General features: G+C 47.1%; 17 protein-coding genes. 2 read left to right on the top strand and 15 right to left on the bottom strand.

Annotation, left to right across the window (positions count from 1 at the left end):
• Nucleotides 1-48: 48 nt before the first annotated feature.
• Genes C2740_RS03755 through C2740_RS03745 form a run of 3 tightly spaced genes read right to left on the bottom strand, consistent with a single transcriptional unit; the run spans nt 49 to nt 2,885 of the window.
• Entirely contained in the window at nt 49-1,137 is a 1,089-nt protein-coding gene (locus tag C2740_RS03755) for a c-type cytochrome (RefSeq protein ID WP_215294073.1), read from the bottom strand.
• Nucleotides 1,121-2,521: a sulfite dehydrogenase gene (gene soxC / locus C2740_RS03750; RefSeq protein ID WP_215294072.1), complete on the bottom strand. Its 1,401-nt coding sequence runs from the start codon at nt 2,519-2,521 to the stop codon at nt 1,121-1,123. Before soxC ends, C2740_RS03755 begins: the two co-directional genes overlap by 17 nt.
• Before the next feature lie 28 nt (nt 2,522-2,549).
• On the bottom strand, nt 2,550-2,885 hold the full coding sequence (locus C2740_RS03745; protein WP_215294071.1) for a helix-turn-helix transcriptional regulator: 336 nt from the start codon (nt 2,883-2,885) through the stop codon (nt 2,550-2,552).
• Between the two features lie 105 nt (nt 2,886-2,990).
• Here C2740_RS03745 and modB point away from each other — a divergent pair, with 105 nt between their 5' ends.
• A complete protein-coding gene (modB, locus tag C2740_RS03740; RefSeq protein WP_215294070.1) occupies nt 2,991-3,644 on the top strand; it encodes a molybdate ABC transporter permease subunit in 654 nt (217 codons plus the stop codon).
• Entirely contained in the window at nt 3,644-4,750 is a 1,107-nt protein-coding gene (locus C2740_RS03735) for an ABC transporter ATP-binding protein (protein ID WP_215294069.1), read from the top strand. Before modB ends, C2740_RS03735 begins: the two co-directional genes overlap by 1 nt.
• Here C2740_RS03735 and C2740_RS03730 read toward each other — a convergent pair.
• From C2740_RS03730 to C2740_RS03675, 12 genes are read right to left on the bottom strand one after another with little or no spacing between them, the layout of a single operon-like run.
• Complete coding sequence (locus C2740_RS03730; RefSeq protein WP_251369692.1) at nt 4,740-5,396, bottom strand: bifunctional 2-polyprenyl-6-hydroxyphenol methylase/3-demethylubiquinol 3-O-methyltransferase UbiG; 657 nt, start codon at nt 5,394-5,396, stop codon at nt 4,740-4,742. The genes C2740_RS03735 and C2740_RS03730 overlap by 11 nt on opposite strands.
• Nucleotides 5,380-6,588: an O-succinylhomoserine sulfhydrylase gene (locus C2740_RS03725; RefSeq protein ID WP_215294067.1), complete on the bottom strand. Its 1,209-nt coding sequence runs from the start codon at nt 6,586-6,588 to the stop codon at nt 5,380-5,382. Before C2740_RS03725 ends, C2740_RS03730 begins: the two co-directional genes overlap by 17 nt.
• 60 nt (nt 6,589-6,648) lie before the next feature.
• The gene (gene purF, locus C2740_RS03720; protein ID WP_215294066.1) at nt 6,649-8,187 is read right to left on the bottom strand and encodes an amidophosphoribosyltransferase; all 1,539 of its coding nucleotides are present in this window, start codon (nt 8,185-8,187) and stop codon (nt 6,649-6,651) included.
• Nucleotides 8,188-8,191: 4 nt separating this feature from the next.
• Complete coding sequence (locus C2740_RS03715) at nt 8,192-8,758, bottom strand: CvpA family protein (protein ID WP_215294065.1); 567 nt, start codon at nt 8,756-8,758, stop codon at nt 8,192-8,194.
• Nucleotides 8,758-9,576 carry an SPOR domain-containing protein gene (locus C2740_RS03710; RefSeq protein ID WP_215294064.1) on the bottom strand — a complete coding sequence of 273 codons (819 nt, stop codon included), beginning with the start codon at nt 9,574-9,576 and terminating at the stop codon, nt 8,758-8,760. The genes C2740_RS03715 and C2740_RS03710 overlap by 1 nt, the downstream gene beginning before the upstream one ends.
• Nucleotides 9,577-9,579: 3 nt before the next feature.
• The gene (gene folC, locus C2740_RS03705; RefSeq protein WP_215294063.1) at nt 9,580-10,905 is read right to left on the bottom strand and encodes a bifunctional tetrahydrofolate synthase/dihydrofolate synthase; all 1,326 of its coding nucleotides are present in this window, start codon (nt 10,903-10,905) and stop codon (nt 9,580-9,582) included.
• A gap of 4 nt (nt 10,906-10,909) precedes the next feature.
• The gene (accD, locus tag C2740_RS03700; protein WP_215294062.1) at nt 10,910-11,797 is read right to left on the bottom strand and encodes an acetyl-CoA carboxylase, carboxyltransferase subunit beta; all 888 of its coding nucleotides are present in this window, start codon (nt 11,795-11,797) and stop codon (nt 10,910-10,912) included.
• 5 nt (nt 11,798-11,802) lie between these two features.
• A complete protein-coding gene (gene trpA / locus C2740_RS03695) occupies nt 11,803-12,600 on the bottom strand; it encodes a tryptophan synthase subunit alpha (RefSeq protein ID WP_215294061.1) in 798 nt (265 codons plus the stop codon).
• Between the two features lie 8 nt (nt 12,601-12,608).
• Nucleotides 12,609-13,802 carry a tryptophan synthase subunit beta gene (gene trpB, locus C2740_RS03690; protein WP_215294060.1) on the bottom strand — a complete coding sequence of 398 codons (1,194 nt, stop codon included), beginning with the start codon at nt 13,800-13,802 and terminating at the stop codon, nt 12,609-12,611.
• Between the two features lie 30 nt (nt 13,803-13,832).
• Nucleotides 13,833-14,510 carry a phosphoribosylanthranilate isomerase gene (locus C2740_RS03685; protein WP_215294059.1) on the bottom strand — a complete coding sequence of 226 codons (678 nt, stop codon included), beginning with the start codon at nt 14,508-14,510 and terminating at the stop codon, nt 13,833-13,835.
• Between the two features lie 27 nt (nt 14,511-14,537).
• On the bottom strand, nt 14,538-15,365 hold the full coding sequence (gene truA, locus C2740_RS03680; RefSeq protein WP_215294058.1) for a tRNA pseudouridine(38-40) synthase TruA: 828 nt from the start codon (nt 15,363-15,365) through the stop codon (nt 14,538-14,540).
• A 9-nt stretch (nt 15,366-15,374) separates the two neighbouring features.
• Nucleotides 15,375-16,754: a FimV/HubP family polar landmark protein gene (locus C2740_RS03675; protein WP_215294057.1), complete on the bottom strand. Its 1,380-nt coding sequence runs from the start codon at nt 16,752-16,754 to the stop codon at nt 15,375-15,377.

Here is a 16,754-nt window from a genome sequence, read left to right as displayed (position 1 = left end):
TACTCTTAGTATCAAATATAGCGGTATTTCCAAAAACCCTCTGTAAATCTATTGCCCTGTCAGAACCCAGCGTACAAGAGTCGCCCTGTCCTCATCGGATAACTGCGACTGTGGCGGCATTGGAATGGCCCCCCATACTCCTGAACCCCCATTTTTAACCTTAGCCATGAGCTTTTCTTGAGCCCCGCTTTGACCTTTATATTTCGCTGCAATATCAGCAATCGATGGCCCCACTAGCTTCGCGTTGGGTGCATGGCAAGCAGAGCAATTCTCATTCTTAAATAATGCTGCAGGACCTTTTACTGCGGCAGCATGGGTATCAGCAGCATGCGCCAAACCCTCACCCGAAGATCCGGGCAGTCTGTCAATTGGTGGCTTAGTCGAATCCGAACCACGATATGGGCCATAAAGACGATTTTGCTCTGCAATATTGCCATGCGCATTTCTGGCAAAATCCGGCAATGTAGAACCAATCTGCACAAACTTCACGCAATTGCTCATGCAAGAAGAACCGTTTACATCCGGCTTGCCGCTCACACTCCAAAAGCCATGATTACGAGTCATGCCATTCCGGTTAGGCATCTTCTTTTGTACTTCCGCAATATTGGTATTGCTTAGGACAAAATCATCTGGAACGATTTCGCCCAAGCTCAAAATAAATGCCACAAGAGCATAAGTGTCATCCGGCGTTAGTGATCGTGGTGCATTCCAAGGCATGGCACGATAGATGTAGTCCCACAAAGTAGAGACAGTGGGCACCTTCATTAAAGTGGTCCGCTGTGGTTGCTTGCGATCAACCAAAGAAGCAACTTTTCCAGTCTTTATGTCATCAACAGTCGTTCCACCTGCGATTGGCGTGAAGATTTCATTAGATTCACCAAAAACACCGTGACAACTAGCGCATTTGGATTCCCAAATCGCTTGGCCCTTTTCTACGGAGCCAGACCCTTTTGGTAGACCCTTGAAGTCGGGTCGCACATCAATGTCCCAAGCAATCACTTCTGCCGGTGTTGCATTGCGACCAATCCCAGGAAACTGAGTAGAACCTTGAACGCCTTGGGCATGGGCAAGCTGAGCAGAAAATACTGCCAGGCCTAAAAATACTAAGCGAGCAAATAATTTATCCAACCTGTACATTGCTCACCTCGCCATTTGAATCCAACTTCCAAGACTGAATTGCATTGTTGTGATAAATCGAGCGATTGCCACGAACATCGCGTAACATCTTGATGGATGGCTGTATATAACCAGTGTCATCTACCGCTCTAGACTGCAGTATTGCCGGTGATCCATCCCATACCCAATCAATATTGAACCGGGTAATGGACTTTGTAAGAACTGGCGTTTCTAGGCGTGCAGAACGCCAGTTGTTACCACCGTCAAATGACACGTCAACGCGTTTAATCTTGCCGCGGCCTGACCAAGCCATACCGCTGACATTATAAAAACCTTTATCTAACAATTGCTGACCACCAGAGGGTGTGGTGATGACGGATTTACATTCTTGTATGGATGCATATTGACGATGCATTCCATCAGGCATCAATTCAATATAGTGAACGGCTTCGTCTTTTGTATTCCAAGGCATATCGCCCACTTCAAGGCGACGCAACCACTTCACCCAACTGACGCCCTGCACTCCTGGTACTACCAAGCGCAATGGGAAGCCGTTTTCTGGGCGCAGCATCTCCCCATTCATACTCCAGGCAACGATCGTATCCTCAAGACAAGAGTCAAGATTAATCGTACGAGTCATACCCGAGCCATCGCCACCCTCAGTAAGAAGAAACTTGCCTTTTTTCAGATCCGCTCCGCACTCCTCTAGCAATACTTTAAGTGGCACACCTGTAAATTCGCAACAAGACAGCATGCCATGGGTGTATTGCACTGTTGGCACTGCAACGTTGCCCCACTCTAGGCCGGTATTTGCGCCACACTCAATAAAGTGTGTACGAGAGACTGATGGCAAACGCATTAAGTCATTCATCGTAAAGACGCGGGCATTCTTCACCATGCCATTGATCATCAAACGATGTGTTTCAGGATTTAAGTTGTACCAACCCTGATGATGGCGTTCAAAGTGAAGGCCGTTTGGAGTAATCGTTCCAAACAAACCTTGCAGAGGTGTGAAAGCAACAGAAGCTGCGGATACACGTGTCAAGCCAGGTGATTCACGACGAATCAAATTGGCTTCATAAATGGATGGCACGCCATATGGCATCGTCGCTACGTTCTTACCAAGAGTAGTCTGCCACTCCTGCTTTTCTAGAATCGCTGGGTCACCCTCACCAGTAGCAAATGCCATTGGGGCTGCTAAGCCAGCTGCTGCACCACCTAAAGCGGAAAAGAATCCTTTGCGCAAAAAGCCGCGGCGTGTTTCATCTAGACCATTGGCGTTGATATCAGCAATTAATTCCTGAGAAATAAAGTGCTCTGGCGCCTTAACAAGCCTAGCCCTACTAGCAGGCTTCTCAACCACCGAAATCTCTTCAGCGCTCAATTCAATTTGCTTCTTCGTCATTTGACCTCTGCTTGATAAATACTTTGTATTAATGAATGCTTTCAGCAATCTTTGCGCAGACTGTCTGGCACATCTCTACGGTTGCGTTATCTGCAATTGAGTAATAAACCGTTACACCGTCCTTACGTCTGAGTAAAATTCCAGCCTTATGCAGTGCTAAAAGGTGCCGAGATACATTTGCTTGGCTTGTGCCGCACATCACAACTACCTCTGAAACTGATTTTTCACCTGTACATACTGCATACATGATGCGCAAACGTGCTGGTTCAGATAAAACATTGAAATAGGCCGCTACTTGTGCGAATACCTTCTCCATCTGCTTGGGAGACAAACTCTTGGTTGCTTTTTGAACCTTAGATTTCATGTAGGTTATCTATGAATATATACGTATAAACGCATATTTAACCCATATCTAAGGCCACTGAATATAGAGACATACCCTGACGATATCAACGGATACAATAAATACATGGACATAAATGCCATTCTTCTCTCGTTAAAGCTTGCTTTGTGGACCCTTGTTCTCATTCTGCCTTTTGGAGTCTGGGTTGCCCACTCGCTACAAAAACTCGGTAAAAGTAAGTCTTGGATAGAGGCCGCCTTAGCATTGCCATTAGTGCTCCCCCCCACCGTATTGGGCTATTACCTGCTGGTCGGCCTCAGCGGCAAAAGCTTATTTGGTATTCCGATGGTATTTTCATTCACCGGAATATTAATAGCCTCCCTAATTGTGAATCTACCCTTTGCAATTCAGCCAATACAGCGGGCTTTTGAATCCATCAACCCTGAAATTATTGAAGCTGCTCAAGTCAGCGGTCTTTCTCAGTGGCAAATCTTTCGCTTGATTGAATTGCCATTAGCCTGGCGTGGCATCACTAGTGCAGCCGTCCTGACCTTTGCCCACACTCTTGGAGAATTTGGCGTTGTCCTGATGATGGGTGGCGCAATACCCGGGGAAACCAAAACAGTCTCCATTGCTATCTATGACAAAGTTCAAAGCTTTGATAGCGCTGGCGCAGGAGTACTTTCATTGCTATTGCTTGCAACCTCTTTAATAGCGATTGCAATCTCCTATGGTGTGTTTGGCCGAAACCCATCTCGTAGAAGTGGATGGAGAGCTTAATGCTGAAGGTCAAAGCCACACAAATACTCCCCAATCCATTGCAAATTGATATTGAATGCGCCCCCGGAGAATTACATGCTCTGGTAGGCCCATCCGGAAGCGGCAAAACATCAGTCCTCAGGACAATTGCAGGTCTGAACAATGCTAGTGCGGGGAAAATTGAATGCGACACTGAAGCCTGGTTCGAAGCAAATGAACTGCAAGGAATTACAAAGTATCTCCCGCCAGCCGAGCGCTCATGCGGATTTTTATTTCAGCAATATGCACTCTTTCCCCATTTAACTGCCCTGCAAAATGTCTGTATTCCTTTGCAAAATTCTGGATTGAATCAAGCAAAGCGTGAATCAATCGCCTTAGATTGGTTAAACCATATGGGCATTGCCGAACTGGCTCAACGCATACCTCACGAACTGTCTGGCGGACAACAACAACGCGTAGCCCTCGCTCGAGCGCTTGTAAAAAAACCCAAGGTCCTGCTACTTGATGAGCCTTTTTCTGCAATTGATGCGCCTACCCGTCAAAGTCTTTATAAAATCTTAGCTGAACTCAGAAAAGAGTTGCATATTCCCATTCTGCTAGTGACTCATGATTTACGCGAAGCTGATTTATTGGCAGATCACATCACCGTAATTGACCAAGGTATTGGCTTGCAGACCGCAGCTCCAAGGGTTTTATTTCAGAAACCCAGAAACTCGAGAGTGGCAGAGCTAGTTGGCATTAACAATATATTCGAAGGTATATTCACCTCGGGTAAGCTCTCCTGGGATAGAAGTCATCATATTTTTAATGTACTGGATAAAGGTAAGATCCCTCCGGGTACACCAGTCGCCTGGGTAATTCCGGCAGATGGATTGAGCGTTCATGATAGCCAGGTCTCGGACGGCATTCCTGTTGTCGTTGAGCAAATTAGCGCCCTGGGTCAGATTGCCGTCATTCAACTTCTTGCAAACAATAGCGCTCATACCATTACCTGGGAAGCCTCTGCAGCAGAAGTCAAACGCTTAGGCCTAGAGCTCGGCACGAAGACCTATGCTGAAATCGATGGTAGCAAGATTCACATCATGCCACTACGCTCCATCAACGACCCGCGCCGCTTTACTTCCTAGCAACCAGCCCCAATAAGGCAGACATGCCAGTATGTCTTGGGCCTTCTGATAACATTTGTTCGTATGAGCGCAGTTCAAGAATCTCAAAATCAATTGTGAGTTCTCGAATGAGCTCTTCGGTATACAGATGGTCAATGAGAGACGGGCCACCCGTCTTGTACTCGAGCTGCTTAGGTGTGTAGCCCTGCATTATCAAAATGCCGCCGGGCTTTAATGCCTCATAGGTCTTCTGAAAAATGCGCTCACGCATCTGCGGATCAGCAAACTGAATAAAGATCCCGATAACGGCATCATAAGTATTTGCCTGCCAAGCAAAGCTATCGGCATCCGAGAATGAGTATTGGACTACTACCTGGTTATCTTTTGCGAACTGGTTTGCTTTAGCAAGCGCAATATCAGACGCATCAAAGCCAACTACTTGCATACCTTGCTTAGCAAGCCAGACGCCATTGCGCCCTTCACCATCCGCAATACAGAGGACTTTGTTATTTGGCTTTAGATACTGATTAGCTTGTTTGACGAGATATTCATTTGGCTCTTTACCAAAGATAAATTCTTCTTTATTGAATCGCTCATTCCAAAACTGAGTGGCATCAGCAAAACCCAAAGGTTTACTGAGGTGGACTTCCTTATTTTTTGAGTCCACCAACGAGGTCATTCTTTAAATCATTGATATTTTCAAGACCAACCGCAATACGCACCAAGCCATCAGAGATGCCTGCTGCCTTGCGAGCCTCTGGAGTTACGCGGCAATGGGTAGTTGTCGCAGGATGAGTAATGGTCGTGCGTGTATCACCGAGATTTGCTGTAATTGAGCAAAGCTTAGTTTGATTAATGAGGCTAAAGGCCGATTTCTTGCCACCCTTCAAGATGAAAGATACGATCGCACCGCCTGCTTTTTGCTGACGTTTTGCTAATGCATGCTGAGGATGGGATGCGAGGCCAGGATGGTAAACACGCTCAACACCAGACTGCTTCTCCAACCATTGGGCCAGGGCGAGTGCATTTTGACTCTGCTGTTTCATACGAAGCTCTAGAGTCTCTAAACCTTTGAGAAATACCCAGGCATTAAATGCGGATAGTGTTGGTCCTGCTGTGCGCACATAAGGAAACACCTTGCCCATGATGAAATCTTTGCTACCCACAATTGCACCACCCACCACTCTGCCTTGACCATCCAAATACTTTGTCGCTGAATGAATCACGACATCAGCACCGAGAGCCAGCGGCTTTTGCAAGGCCGGCGTACAGAAGCAGTTATCCACTGCGAATAAGGCGCCTGCTTTCTTGGCAACCTTGGAAATTGACTTGATATCTGCAATCTCTGTCAGGGGATTAGATGGCGTCTCTAAGTAAAATAATTTGGTGTTTGGCTGGACAGCAGCCTGCCATGACTTGGCATCAGCCAAATCAACATAAGTTGTTGTAATCCCAAAGCGCCCCAAGATATTGGTAAACAATTGAACCGTTGCACCAAATACCGAGCGGGAGCACACCACATGATCGCCAGCTTGCAGATGAGCCATCGCCATCGTCAAGATGGCCGACATACCAGAGGCAGTAGCAATGCATGCTTCGCCACCCTCTAAGGCAGCCAAGCGATCTTGAAACATGCTCACAGTTGGATTGGTAAAGCGGGAATAGATAAAGCCCTGATCTGCGTGAGCAAAGCCATCGGCAGCCAACTCTGCACTATCAAAGCAAAAACTCGACGTCAGAAACATTGCCTCTGAATGCTCTTGATATTCAGCTGTGCGGCGAGTGCCAGCACGGACCGCCAAAGTCTCTAATGCCAGCTTAGAAAAATCCGGCTTTTTGCGTATAGTTTTGCTCTTCATCGTGCTATTTTGACACCGAATTGCAGAATTGCCTCGTAGAAGGCAAATTCTTGTCGCTTTTTAGTCTTCAGTAGCCAAATGCAGGTGGAGCTGTGAGCGGGCAAAGTCACTCGAATCACGCTGACGATCAGCCTTAGCATCAGAGGTATTTCTGGCAGCCTCTAAGGCATCAAGATAGGACTCGGTAATATCTCCGGTGATGTAATTGCCATCAAAGCAGGAGGCCTCAAAGTTCTTGAGATCAGGATTGATATCACGAACTGCTTGTTTCATATCCTCAACACTTTGATAAATCAATTGGTCAGCACCAATCATCTTGTTGATTTCTTCATCGGTACGACCATAAGCAACCAACTCACTCCGTGTTGGCATATCAATGCCATACACATTCGGAAAACGGACAGGTGGCGCTGCTGATGCAAAGATTACTTTCTTCGCGCCAGATTCACGTGCCATTTGCACGATCTCGAATGAGGTAGTGCCGCGGACGATTGAATCATCTACGATCAGCACCGTTTTATCTTTGAACTCAATCCGCATTGCATTAAGTTTCTGACGTACAGACTTTTTGCGGACTGCCTGACCAGGCATGATGAAGGTGCGACCAATGTAACGGTTCTTAAAGAAGCCTTCACGATAATCCACCCCAAGCTTCTTGGCTACTTGCATTGCTGCAGGTCGGCTTGAATCAGGAATTGGCATGACCACATCGATTTCATCCACATTAGTCTCTTTGCGGATTTTCTCTGCTAAATAATCGCCCATGCGCATGCGCACGTTATAAACAGTTACTCCATCAATAGTGGAGTCTGGACGTGCCATGTAGACGTATTCGAAAATACAAGGCGTGAGGACTGCATTAGGCGCACACTGACGGGAATAAAAATTACCATCCAAATCAATATAAATTGCTTCACCCGGATTAACGTCACGTACAAAAGTAAAACCAAGACCTTCAAGCGCCACAGACTCAGATGTCACCATCCATTCAGGACCTTGTGGCGTATCAATCCGCCCAAGACAAAGGGGACGAATACCAAATGGGTCGCGAAATGCTAATAGGCCATAACCCGCAATAATCGAAACAACGGCATAAGAACCTTTAACGCGACTAGTCACTCCAGTAACTGCATTAAACATAGCGCCCTCATCCAAGGCAGCGCTATTGGTCTCTTTTTGAAGTTCATCAGCTAAGACGTTTAAGAGCACTTCGGTATCAGAACTGGTATTAATATGACGACGATCACGATAGGCCATCTCAACCCGCAAGCTCGGTGCATTTGTAAGATTACCGTTGTGCGCTAAAACAATTCCGTATGGCGCACTGACATAAAAAGGCTGAGCTTCTTCTTCGCTGCTGGCTGAACCAGCAGTTGGGTAGCGGACCTGGCCGATACCAGCATTACCAACCAAGCTGCGCATATTACGAGTTCTAAATACGTCGCGCACAAGGCCATTGGCTTTATGCATGGTGAACGAGTTACCGTTCATAGTTGCAATACCAGCTGCATCTTGTCCGCGGTGTTGCAAAAGCAACAAAGCATCATAGAGAAGTTGATTTACTGGTGAGTGGGAAATAGCTCCGACGACGCCGCACATATCTCTAGATTCCTATTGTTAATTTAGGAGTAATCGTTGGCGTTACTTTGGGCATTGAATCACCCAATTGCTTAGCCCAGTCAGCTGGCAGCCAACCTTTAATTAAACCGGTTGCCGTATCCATAGCCGGTCTTGTAATAGCATCTTTCCAAGCGTTGCTTTGTGGGATCGGCGTTAGTGCAGCGAGCGTTGCCAGAATAATCACAATCAGGCCACCACGCGCTAGGCCAAATACCAAGCCTAAAAAACGGTCCGTCAAACTCAAACCTGCTGACAAAATAATTTTTTGCACTAGACCACCGAGCAATCCACAAACAATCAAGGTCAAGATGAAAAGAATCAGGAAGCTGATACCCAGACCAAGTAACTCATCAAGGTGAAATGTTGAAAGCCATTCGGTGGCAAGGTAATTTGTATAGTGATAGGCAACCCACGCAGCCGCAAACCATGAAGCTAGAGCAAGCACCTCTTTAAATAAGCCACGAGAAATGCCTACCAAGGCGGATACCAAGAGGACAACTAGGGTGAAGTAATCCACCGATGTTAATTTTAAGGTGGATAAGTATTCCATTACTGTTTACCAGTCTCGACGAGTCTTGGTGAAAGACCCATCGCCTTCGTTTTCTTTTCTGCTGCTTCAGCAGCATCTTTATCTGCAAACGGACCAGCACGTAAAACATAGAGTTTGCTGCCATCGCTAGCTGTTTTATTAAAAACGTAGTTAGGAATCTTTTGTTCTTTGAGTTTAGCAATCCAACCTTTAGCGCGATCTTCAGATGCAAATGCGCCCAGCTGAATAATAAATTTGCCAGAACCACTCGCAACATTGTTAGCACTACTTGCATTGGTCTTAGTAAGGTCATCAGTCTTCGCTTTGGTATTAGAAGCAGAGACTACTTCTTCTCCGGTAGCTAGACCTAAGGCGGCAGTTTTGCTTGGTACAGACTTAGCCTCAATCTTGGTATCTGATTTGGGCTCCACCTTAAGCTCAGATTTCACTTCTGGAATAGCTGCCGCTTCTTTAACAAGCTCTGTTGGGGTATCTACTTTTACTTTTTCTTCGACCTTGGTTTCTGGCTTTGCATCAATACCCGGAATTGGCAGACTCGTTACGATGTTGACAGCAATATCATTTGGCGCTGACTTAGGCTTGCTATCCAAAATACGCGGCAAACCCACGACCGCAATCAGCACTAATACAGTGGCGCCAATTAAACGATGGCGAGCCCTTTGTTGTTCTGGGTCTTCGGTGAGGGCAAGTTCTTCTGCTTCGGCAGCACGCTGAAAACTGCGAGGAGCAGCGCGTTGAGCAGTGCGCCCCCTTACTGAACCTAATTCAAGGTCATCAGCCTGTGTTTTTCGCTTAAAGAAGCTCGGTAAACGAATCATGGATCAATGGGCCTGGTTGTTTCGGTAAATCATTACGCCTGCAACGGTATAGAAGGATCCGAAGGTCACAATTCTATCACCCTCACCCGCTTTTGAGAGCGCTTTTTGATACGCTGCAGCAGGATTTTCAAAGGTTTCAATACCGCCATCCGCTCCGTTTTGAGGCTTTACGCCCAAGGCCTCAAGTCTCTGGCTCAAGGACTTTGCGCTGGCCGCCCTAGGGGTTGGCAAATCCGTACAAAACCAGAAATCCACAATACTCAACAAGGGCTTCATTACCCCCTCAATATCCTTATCGGCCATAGCCCCAAAAATGGCATAGGTATAAGGGTGGTAACCCATTTTGTCTAAGCCTTGAGCCAAAGTAGCTGCGGCATGGGGGTTGTGGGCCACGTCCAAAACTATGGTTGGCTGCCCTGGCAAAACCTGAAAACGGCCCGGCAGTTCAACCAAAGCAAAACCATTACGAATATCCTGGGCGCTGACTGGCAGACGTTGGTGCAAGGCCATTAAGGCGGCAATGACAGCGGAGGCATTCAGAATTTGGTTAGCGCCCCGTAACGCTGGGTATCCAAGACCACTAAAGCGCTTCTTACGACCTGCCCATCCCCACTGCTGCTTATCCCCCTGAAAGTTGTAATCACGTCCTTGCAACCAAAGATCACAGCCAAGCTTTTCTGCATAGTCAATTAAAGATTGCGGCGGTACTGGGTCGCCGCACACGGCGATATGTCCAGGACGAAAGATGCCCGCCTTCTCGAAACCAATAGCCTCGCGAGTAGCTCCCAAGAAATCTGCATGATCAATATCAATGCTAGTAACGATCGCGCAATCGGCATCCACAATATTGACTGCGTCTAAACGACCACCCATGCCTACTTCTAACACCACGGCATCCATATTGGATTTAGAAAACAGATGCATGATAGCCAAAGTAGTGAACTCAAAATACGTTAGCGTTGGTGCATCTACCAAACTCACGCGTGCATTTTCAACAGCAGCAAAATGTTCTAATAAAAGATTGTCGGTAACCTCTTGTCCATTGACACGGGCGCGCTCATTGAATTTGAGAAGGTGAGGTGAAGTGTGGCAAGCAACGCGATATCCGGAGGCTAGCAAAATACTTTCAAGATAAGCGCAAGTAGAGCCTTTGCCGTTAGTGCCAGCAACTGTAATTACAGGGCAATCAAAATGAAGATCTAAGGCCGCCTTGACTCGATTGATACGTTCCAGACCCATGTCGATACCGACTGGGTGCGCTGTTTCGAGGTGACTAAGCCAAGCCTCTAGACTAGAAAAAAGAATTGGGGTTTGGTGGGCTGTACTCAAGCGCTTAAACGACTGCGCTACCCGCAATCGCAGGCTCTGGTAGTTTTTGTAAGAGCGCCAATAAGCGTGCAATCTCGCCACGCATCTGGCGACGATCAACAATCATGTCAATGCCGCCCTTTTGCATCAAGAACTCGGAGCGCTGAAAACCTTCTGGTAATTTTTCACGAACAGTTTGCTCAATGACACGTGGACCAGCAAAACCAATCAAGGCTTTTGGTTCAGCCATCACCACATCACCCATAAAGGCAAAGCTTGCAGAAATACCGCCCATCGTAGGGTCAGTCAATACACTGATATATGGCAAACCTTTTTTAGACAGCAGAGTCAACATCGAGTTAGTCTTTGCCATCTGAAATAGAGATAACAAGCTCTCTTGCATACGCGCACCACCAGTAGCAGTAACACAGATGAAAGCGCATTTCTTGTCAATCGCTTCTTGCACACCGCGGGCAAAACGCTCACCCACGACAGATCCCATTGAGCCACCCATATATTGAAACTCAAAACAAGCTGCCACAACTGGAATACTCTCAATCTTGCCGCCCATCACAATCAGAGCTTCTGTTTCGCCAGAAGCATCATTGGCTTCTTTAATACGATCTGGATATTTTTTAGAATCTTTAAATTTGAGCGGATCGGTTGGATAAATATCTGCTCCGATTTCGTATCGGCCACTTGAATCGAGAAGGCTATCTAAACGCTGTCGCGCGCCAATTCGCATGTGATGACTACATTTTGGGCAAACTGAAAGGTTAGCTTCGATATCAGTGCTATAGAGAACCGTTTCGCAACTTGGGCACTTCACCCACAACCCTTCTGGTACTGACTTACGATTTGCAGGATCAGTATGTTGGATTTGGGGTGGGAGTAATTTATCTATCCAGCTCATTAGTTTTAACTATCCAATGCGTCGCGAATCTCACGAATGAAGGTTTCCAATGATTGTACCGCTTGACCAGGTGGCGCATCCTCTAACAGACGAATAATTCGACTGCCGATGACCACTGCATCAGCACTAGCGGATACCGCCTTGGCACTTGCCGCATCGCTAATCCCAAAGCCTACGGCAATTGGAATATCGGTCTCCTCGCGAATCTTAGGGATGATGCTGGCCACATCTTGAGTGTTGAGGTGGGAAGCGCCTGTGACCCCACGCATCGAAACATAATAGATATAACCAGAGGCAATTTTGGCAGCCTCTTTAATACGCTCATGAGATGAGGTTGGTGCCAATAAGAAAATCGGGTCAATACCTGCAACACGCATACGTGCAGCAAAATCTACACACTCTTCTGGTGGGTAATCCACAACCAAGACCCCATCTACACCGGCCGCTTTTGCTTCGGTTGCGAAACGCTCTGCCCCCATTTGCTCGACAGGGTTTGCATAACCCATTAAGACTACGGAAGTAGTGACATCTTTTTGACGAAACTCTTTCACCATCTCCAAGCAAGAATGCAAAGTCACACCATGTGTTAAAGCACGCTCCGATGATCTCTGAATCACTGGGCCATCAGCCATAGGGTCTGAGAAAGGTACGCCTAACTCAATGACACTCGAGCCACCACGTACTAGCGCATGCATTAGCTCAACCGTTTGCTTTGGATCGGGATCGCCTGCAGTAATAAAAGGAATTAATCCTTTTTTGCCACTTGCTTTTAACTCTTTAAAGAGCGCTGTAATTTTTGACATCGTTTTTCTTAACCTTCAGAACCAGTAGCTTGTGCAACGGTGTGCATATCCTTGTCGCCACGTCCCGAAAGATTTACCAAGATGGTTTTATCTTTTGGCAAAGTCTTGGCGAGCTTGCAGGCATAAGCAATTGCATGGGCCGACTCCAATGCAGGAATGATGCCCTCAATCTGACAACAGTCATGAAATGCCTTAAGCGCTTCCTCATCGGTAATAGCTACGTAGTCAGCACGGCCAGAGTCCTTCAACCAAGCATGCTCAGGACCAACGCCGGGGTAGTCCATACCCGCTGACACCGAATGGGTTTCAGAGATCTGACCATTCTCATCTTGTAACAAGTAAGTGCGGTTGCCATGCAAAACACCGGGCTTACCAACACAAAGTGCTGCTGAATGCAGACCACTACCCAATCCATGGCCTGCAGCCTCAACGCCAACTAGCTTTACTTCTGGGTAGTCAATATAGGGATAGAAAATGCCCATTGCATTAGAGCCACCCCCAACACAAGCTAATACGAAGTCTGGTTGTCGACCAGTCATCTCCGGCATTTGCACTTTGCACTCTTCACCAATGACGCTTTGGAAATCGCGCACCATCATTGGGTAAGGATGCGGCCCTGCGACAGTGCCAATGATGTAGAAAGTATTTTCCACATTGGTCACCCAATCGCGCATTGCTTCATTGAGTGCATCTTTTAATGTTTTGGTACCCGATTCCACGGGAACTACTTTGGCACCGAGTAATTTCATACGGAAGACGTTTTGTGCCTGACGTGCAACGTCTACAGAACCCTGATAAACCGTGCAATCCAAACCAAAGCGCGCGCAAATAGTCGCTGTAGCAACACCGTGCTGCCCAGCGCCGGTCTCAGCGATGATGCGAGGCTTGCCCATGCGCTTAGCCAGCATCGCTTGGCCAATCACGTTATTTATCTTGTGTGCCCCAGTGTGATTAAGATCTTCACGCTTAAGATAGATCTGTGCACCGCCGACCATTTCGCTCCAGCGCTTGGCGTGGTATACCGGCGACGGTCTTCCGACGAAGTGTTTGAGCTCGTAATGAAACTCTTCAATGAATTCTGGATCGTGTTGGTATTTAGCATAAGCTTCTTTGAGCTCATCTAATGCAAACATCAACGTCTCAGAAACAAACACGCCGCCGTAAGGACCGAAGTGTCCTCGTGCATCTGGCTTGTCGTACATAGCTACCTCTTTTGATTTATCTACAGCAATTTATTGGGATGATGATTTCTCATCTGCTGCGCGCACTGCTTTTACAAATTCAGCCATGAGCGCAGGATCTTTAATACCCCTGCTGCTTTCTACGCCACTAGAGACGTCAACCGCGCAAGGATGTAGACGAGCAATCGCCTCGCCCACGTTGTGCGTGTTCAATCCACCACTCAAAACGACCCGAGGCGCGTTTTCGCTTACCCATGTCTGTGGAATTCCTTGCCAATCAAAAGGAACGCCTCCGCCACCATAGCCCTCGACGAGAGCATCTAGTAGAAAAGCGTTTGCATCCCTATATTGTAGGGAAAAATCATCGAAGGCGAACTGAGGGCCTACACGCGCAGCCTTCATCCAGGGCTCACCTTGAGCCAATTGAGCACATCTCTGAGGGGTCTCATCCCCATGAAACTGCCACAAAGTGATTGGGGCAGCCGCACGAATAGCAGCAAACTCATCATCGCTCGCATTCACCAGCAGTCCAACGGCGTCTACCCCCGCCGGAAGTCTAGAAATGAGCTGGGCAGCCATATTGGGGCTTACAGCTCGAACACTGGGGGGATAAAAGACAAAGCCAACGGCATCAACACCAGCCAGAACGGCCGCATCAGTATCTGCCGCCGTCTTTAAACCGCAGATTTTGACCCGGGTTCGCCCCGGAGAATATGTCAATAAGCCCATAAATGAATGATAAGGCCTTATAAGCCCCTAAGACTGAATGATCTGAGCAGGCAACCAGGAGTTTTTTAGCCAAGGCGCTGGTATGGCAAATTCCTCCGGATAAGCAATTTTGGCCAAATATAGACCATCCGGCATAAAAGTGGGGGCAGCCAAATGGCGATCTTTAGCGGCCAACACCTCAGCCATCCATTCTGGCTGATGTTTACCGCGACCAATTTGCAAAAAGCTACCAACAAGATTGCGCACCATGTGATGCAAAAATGCATTGCCTCGAATGCGGAAATACAACCAAGGCTCATCAGAAATGATGTCAATCGCATATATTGTTTTTACCGGCGTCTTGCTTTGACATTCGGAAGATCTAAATGAGGTGAAGTCGTGCTCTCCAATAAGGCATTGGGCAGACTCTTTCATGGCATCGACATCAAACCATTGATTGGGTGGCAATAGCACATAACCCGCGCGCGCATTCACCATCGGCGAAGGACAAGGTCCTGCATGTATTGCATAAATATAGGTGCGCTCGAATGCCGAAAATCGCGCACTAAATTCTGTCGAGACTGTTTTGGCCCAATTGATAACAATCGATGGTGGCAGGAATGAATTTACCCCCCTCACCCATGAGAAATCTTCCCGCTCAACCTGTGTCTCAAAATGAACTACCTGTCCAAGCGCATGGACGCCAGCATCTGTTCTGCCAGCAGTAATGGTGTGCACCGGAAAACTTTTAGCCTCTTCACCAATAAAAGCCGTAATTGCTTTTTCTAATTCTGCTTGAACAGTATTGTGATTGTGTTGAACTTGCCATCCAGCATACGGACTACCGTCGTATTGGAGGCCGAGCGCTATACGCATCGCTCAGCCCTAAGCCTGACGATGGGAAAGCTCTGATAGTAAGCCTTGCGCTTCAATCGTAATGGTTGGATCTACTGAGTTACTAACGCGAATAATTTCTTCTAAAGATTTCTTTGCTGCCGAGTAATCTTCAATAGTGATGTAAGCGCGAGCCAAGTTCAGTTTTACGCGCAAGGTATCCGCCAGAGGATTGCTCTCAGACGCAACTTCAGCAGATGGCTCTTGCGCTGGAGTGGAAAGATCAAGATCAATTCCAGAAAATAGTGCTTTAGCCCGTTCAGGCATTTCAAAATTGGGGGCGGCGGCCGTCTTTTGCGAGTCTGGCTCGGCCTTAGCAAATGCAGAAGATTCTGAGCCACGCGCATTGCGCGCCAAGACCCACAGCAGAAGTCCTGTGAATGCAATTAAACCCATTGCCAAAACAGCTGGCCCAAAGCCACCCAAACCAAAATTATCAGCAACAGATTTTTTATCTTTGGATTTTTCCAAGAGTCGCTGTAAGTCAGCAATATTCTTTTGCAGTTCTGCAACACGCGCTTTGGCTTGCTCTAATTCTTTTTCTTGGGCAACCAGTTCTTCCGTATAGCGACGCTCTTCAGCGCTACCTTCAGCGCTGGAGCCAATCTTCAAACGGTCTTTTGCAGCATTCTCCCCCGCCTTAGTTTTGATGCCCTTACTAGAGCCATCAGGACCTTTATCGCCTTTTGTACCCTGATCCGCGCGCCACTGTTCATTCGCATCAGCAACAAACTGATGTGCCTCAACTGGACTAATAGAGCGCAGAAGTGCTTGGCTTGGTTTATTAAGCTCAGCTCCAGAATTTAATCTATTAATGCTGCCGCTGGCAAATGCTTCAGGATTCGCTTTGTATAAGGCCAGCATAGTCTGATCTAGGCTAGCGCCTTCCAAGCGAGGCGCCATAATGGTCGCAATCTCGGATAGACTTTGACCGGGCTTTACTATCACCTTCTGCGTATCGCCTAGTAAAAAGGTATACGTTTTAGTAAGACTTCCGCTAGACCAATTCAGCTTCACTAATATATCCAAGAATGGATCATTGCTAACTGGTACAGGGTTAACTGACTCAACTAGCACCATTAACTGTTCTTGGCGGTTTCGATAAACCATCACCTGCGGATTGAGATCTAGAATTTTTTGAGAAATTCCCAATTTTTCATAAGCAGCCTTACTCGGAAGCTCAACAGTGAGACTTGATAAAAAAGCTTTTTCATCTGGTCCACTACGAATGGGAATTTCAACACGCAAAGGTTCACCAGGGACAGACTGTAATTTAGGGACGCCTAAATAAATCGCACTGGCCGTGCAAGACCAACTGAGCAAAGTAAAGCAAATTACTTTAAGCAAACTAGATTGATCAAGACGAAGCAT

Source organism: Polynucleobacter sp. MG-5-Ahmo-C2 (assembly GCF_018687735.1).
Taxonomy (GTDB): Bacteria; Pseudomonadota; Gammaproteobacteria; order Burkholderiales; family Burkholderiaceae; genus Polynucleobacter.
Note: the sequence above shows the minus strand (reverse complement) of the source record. Positions and strands in the feature narration are given on the sequence as shown.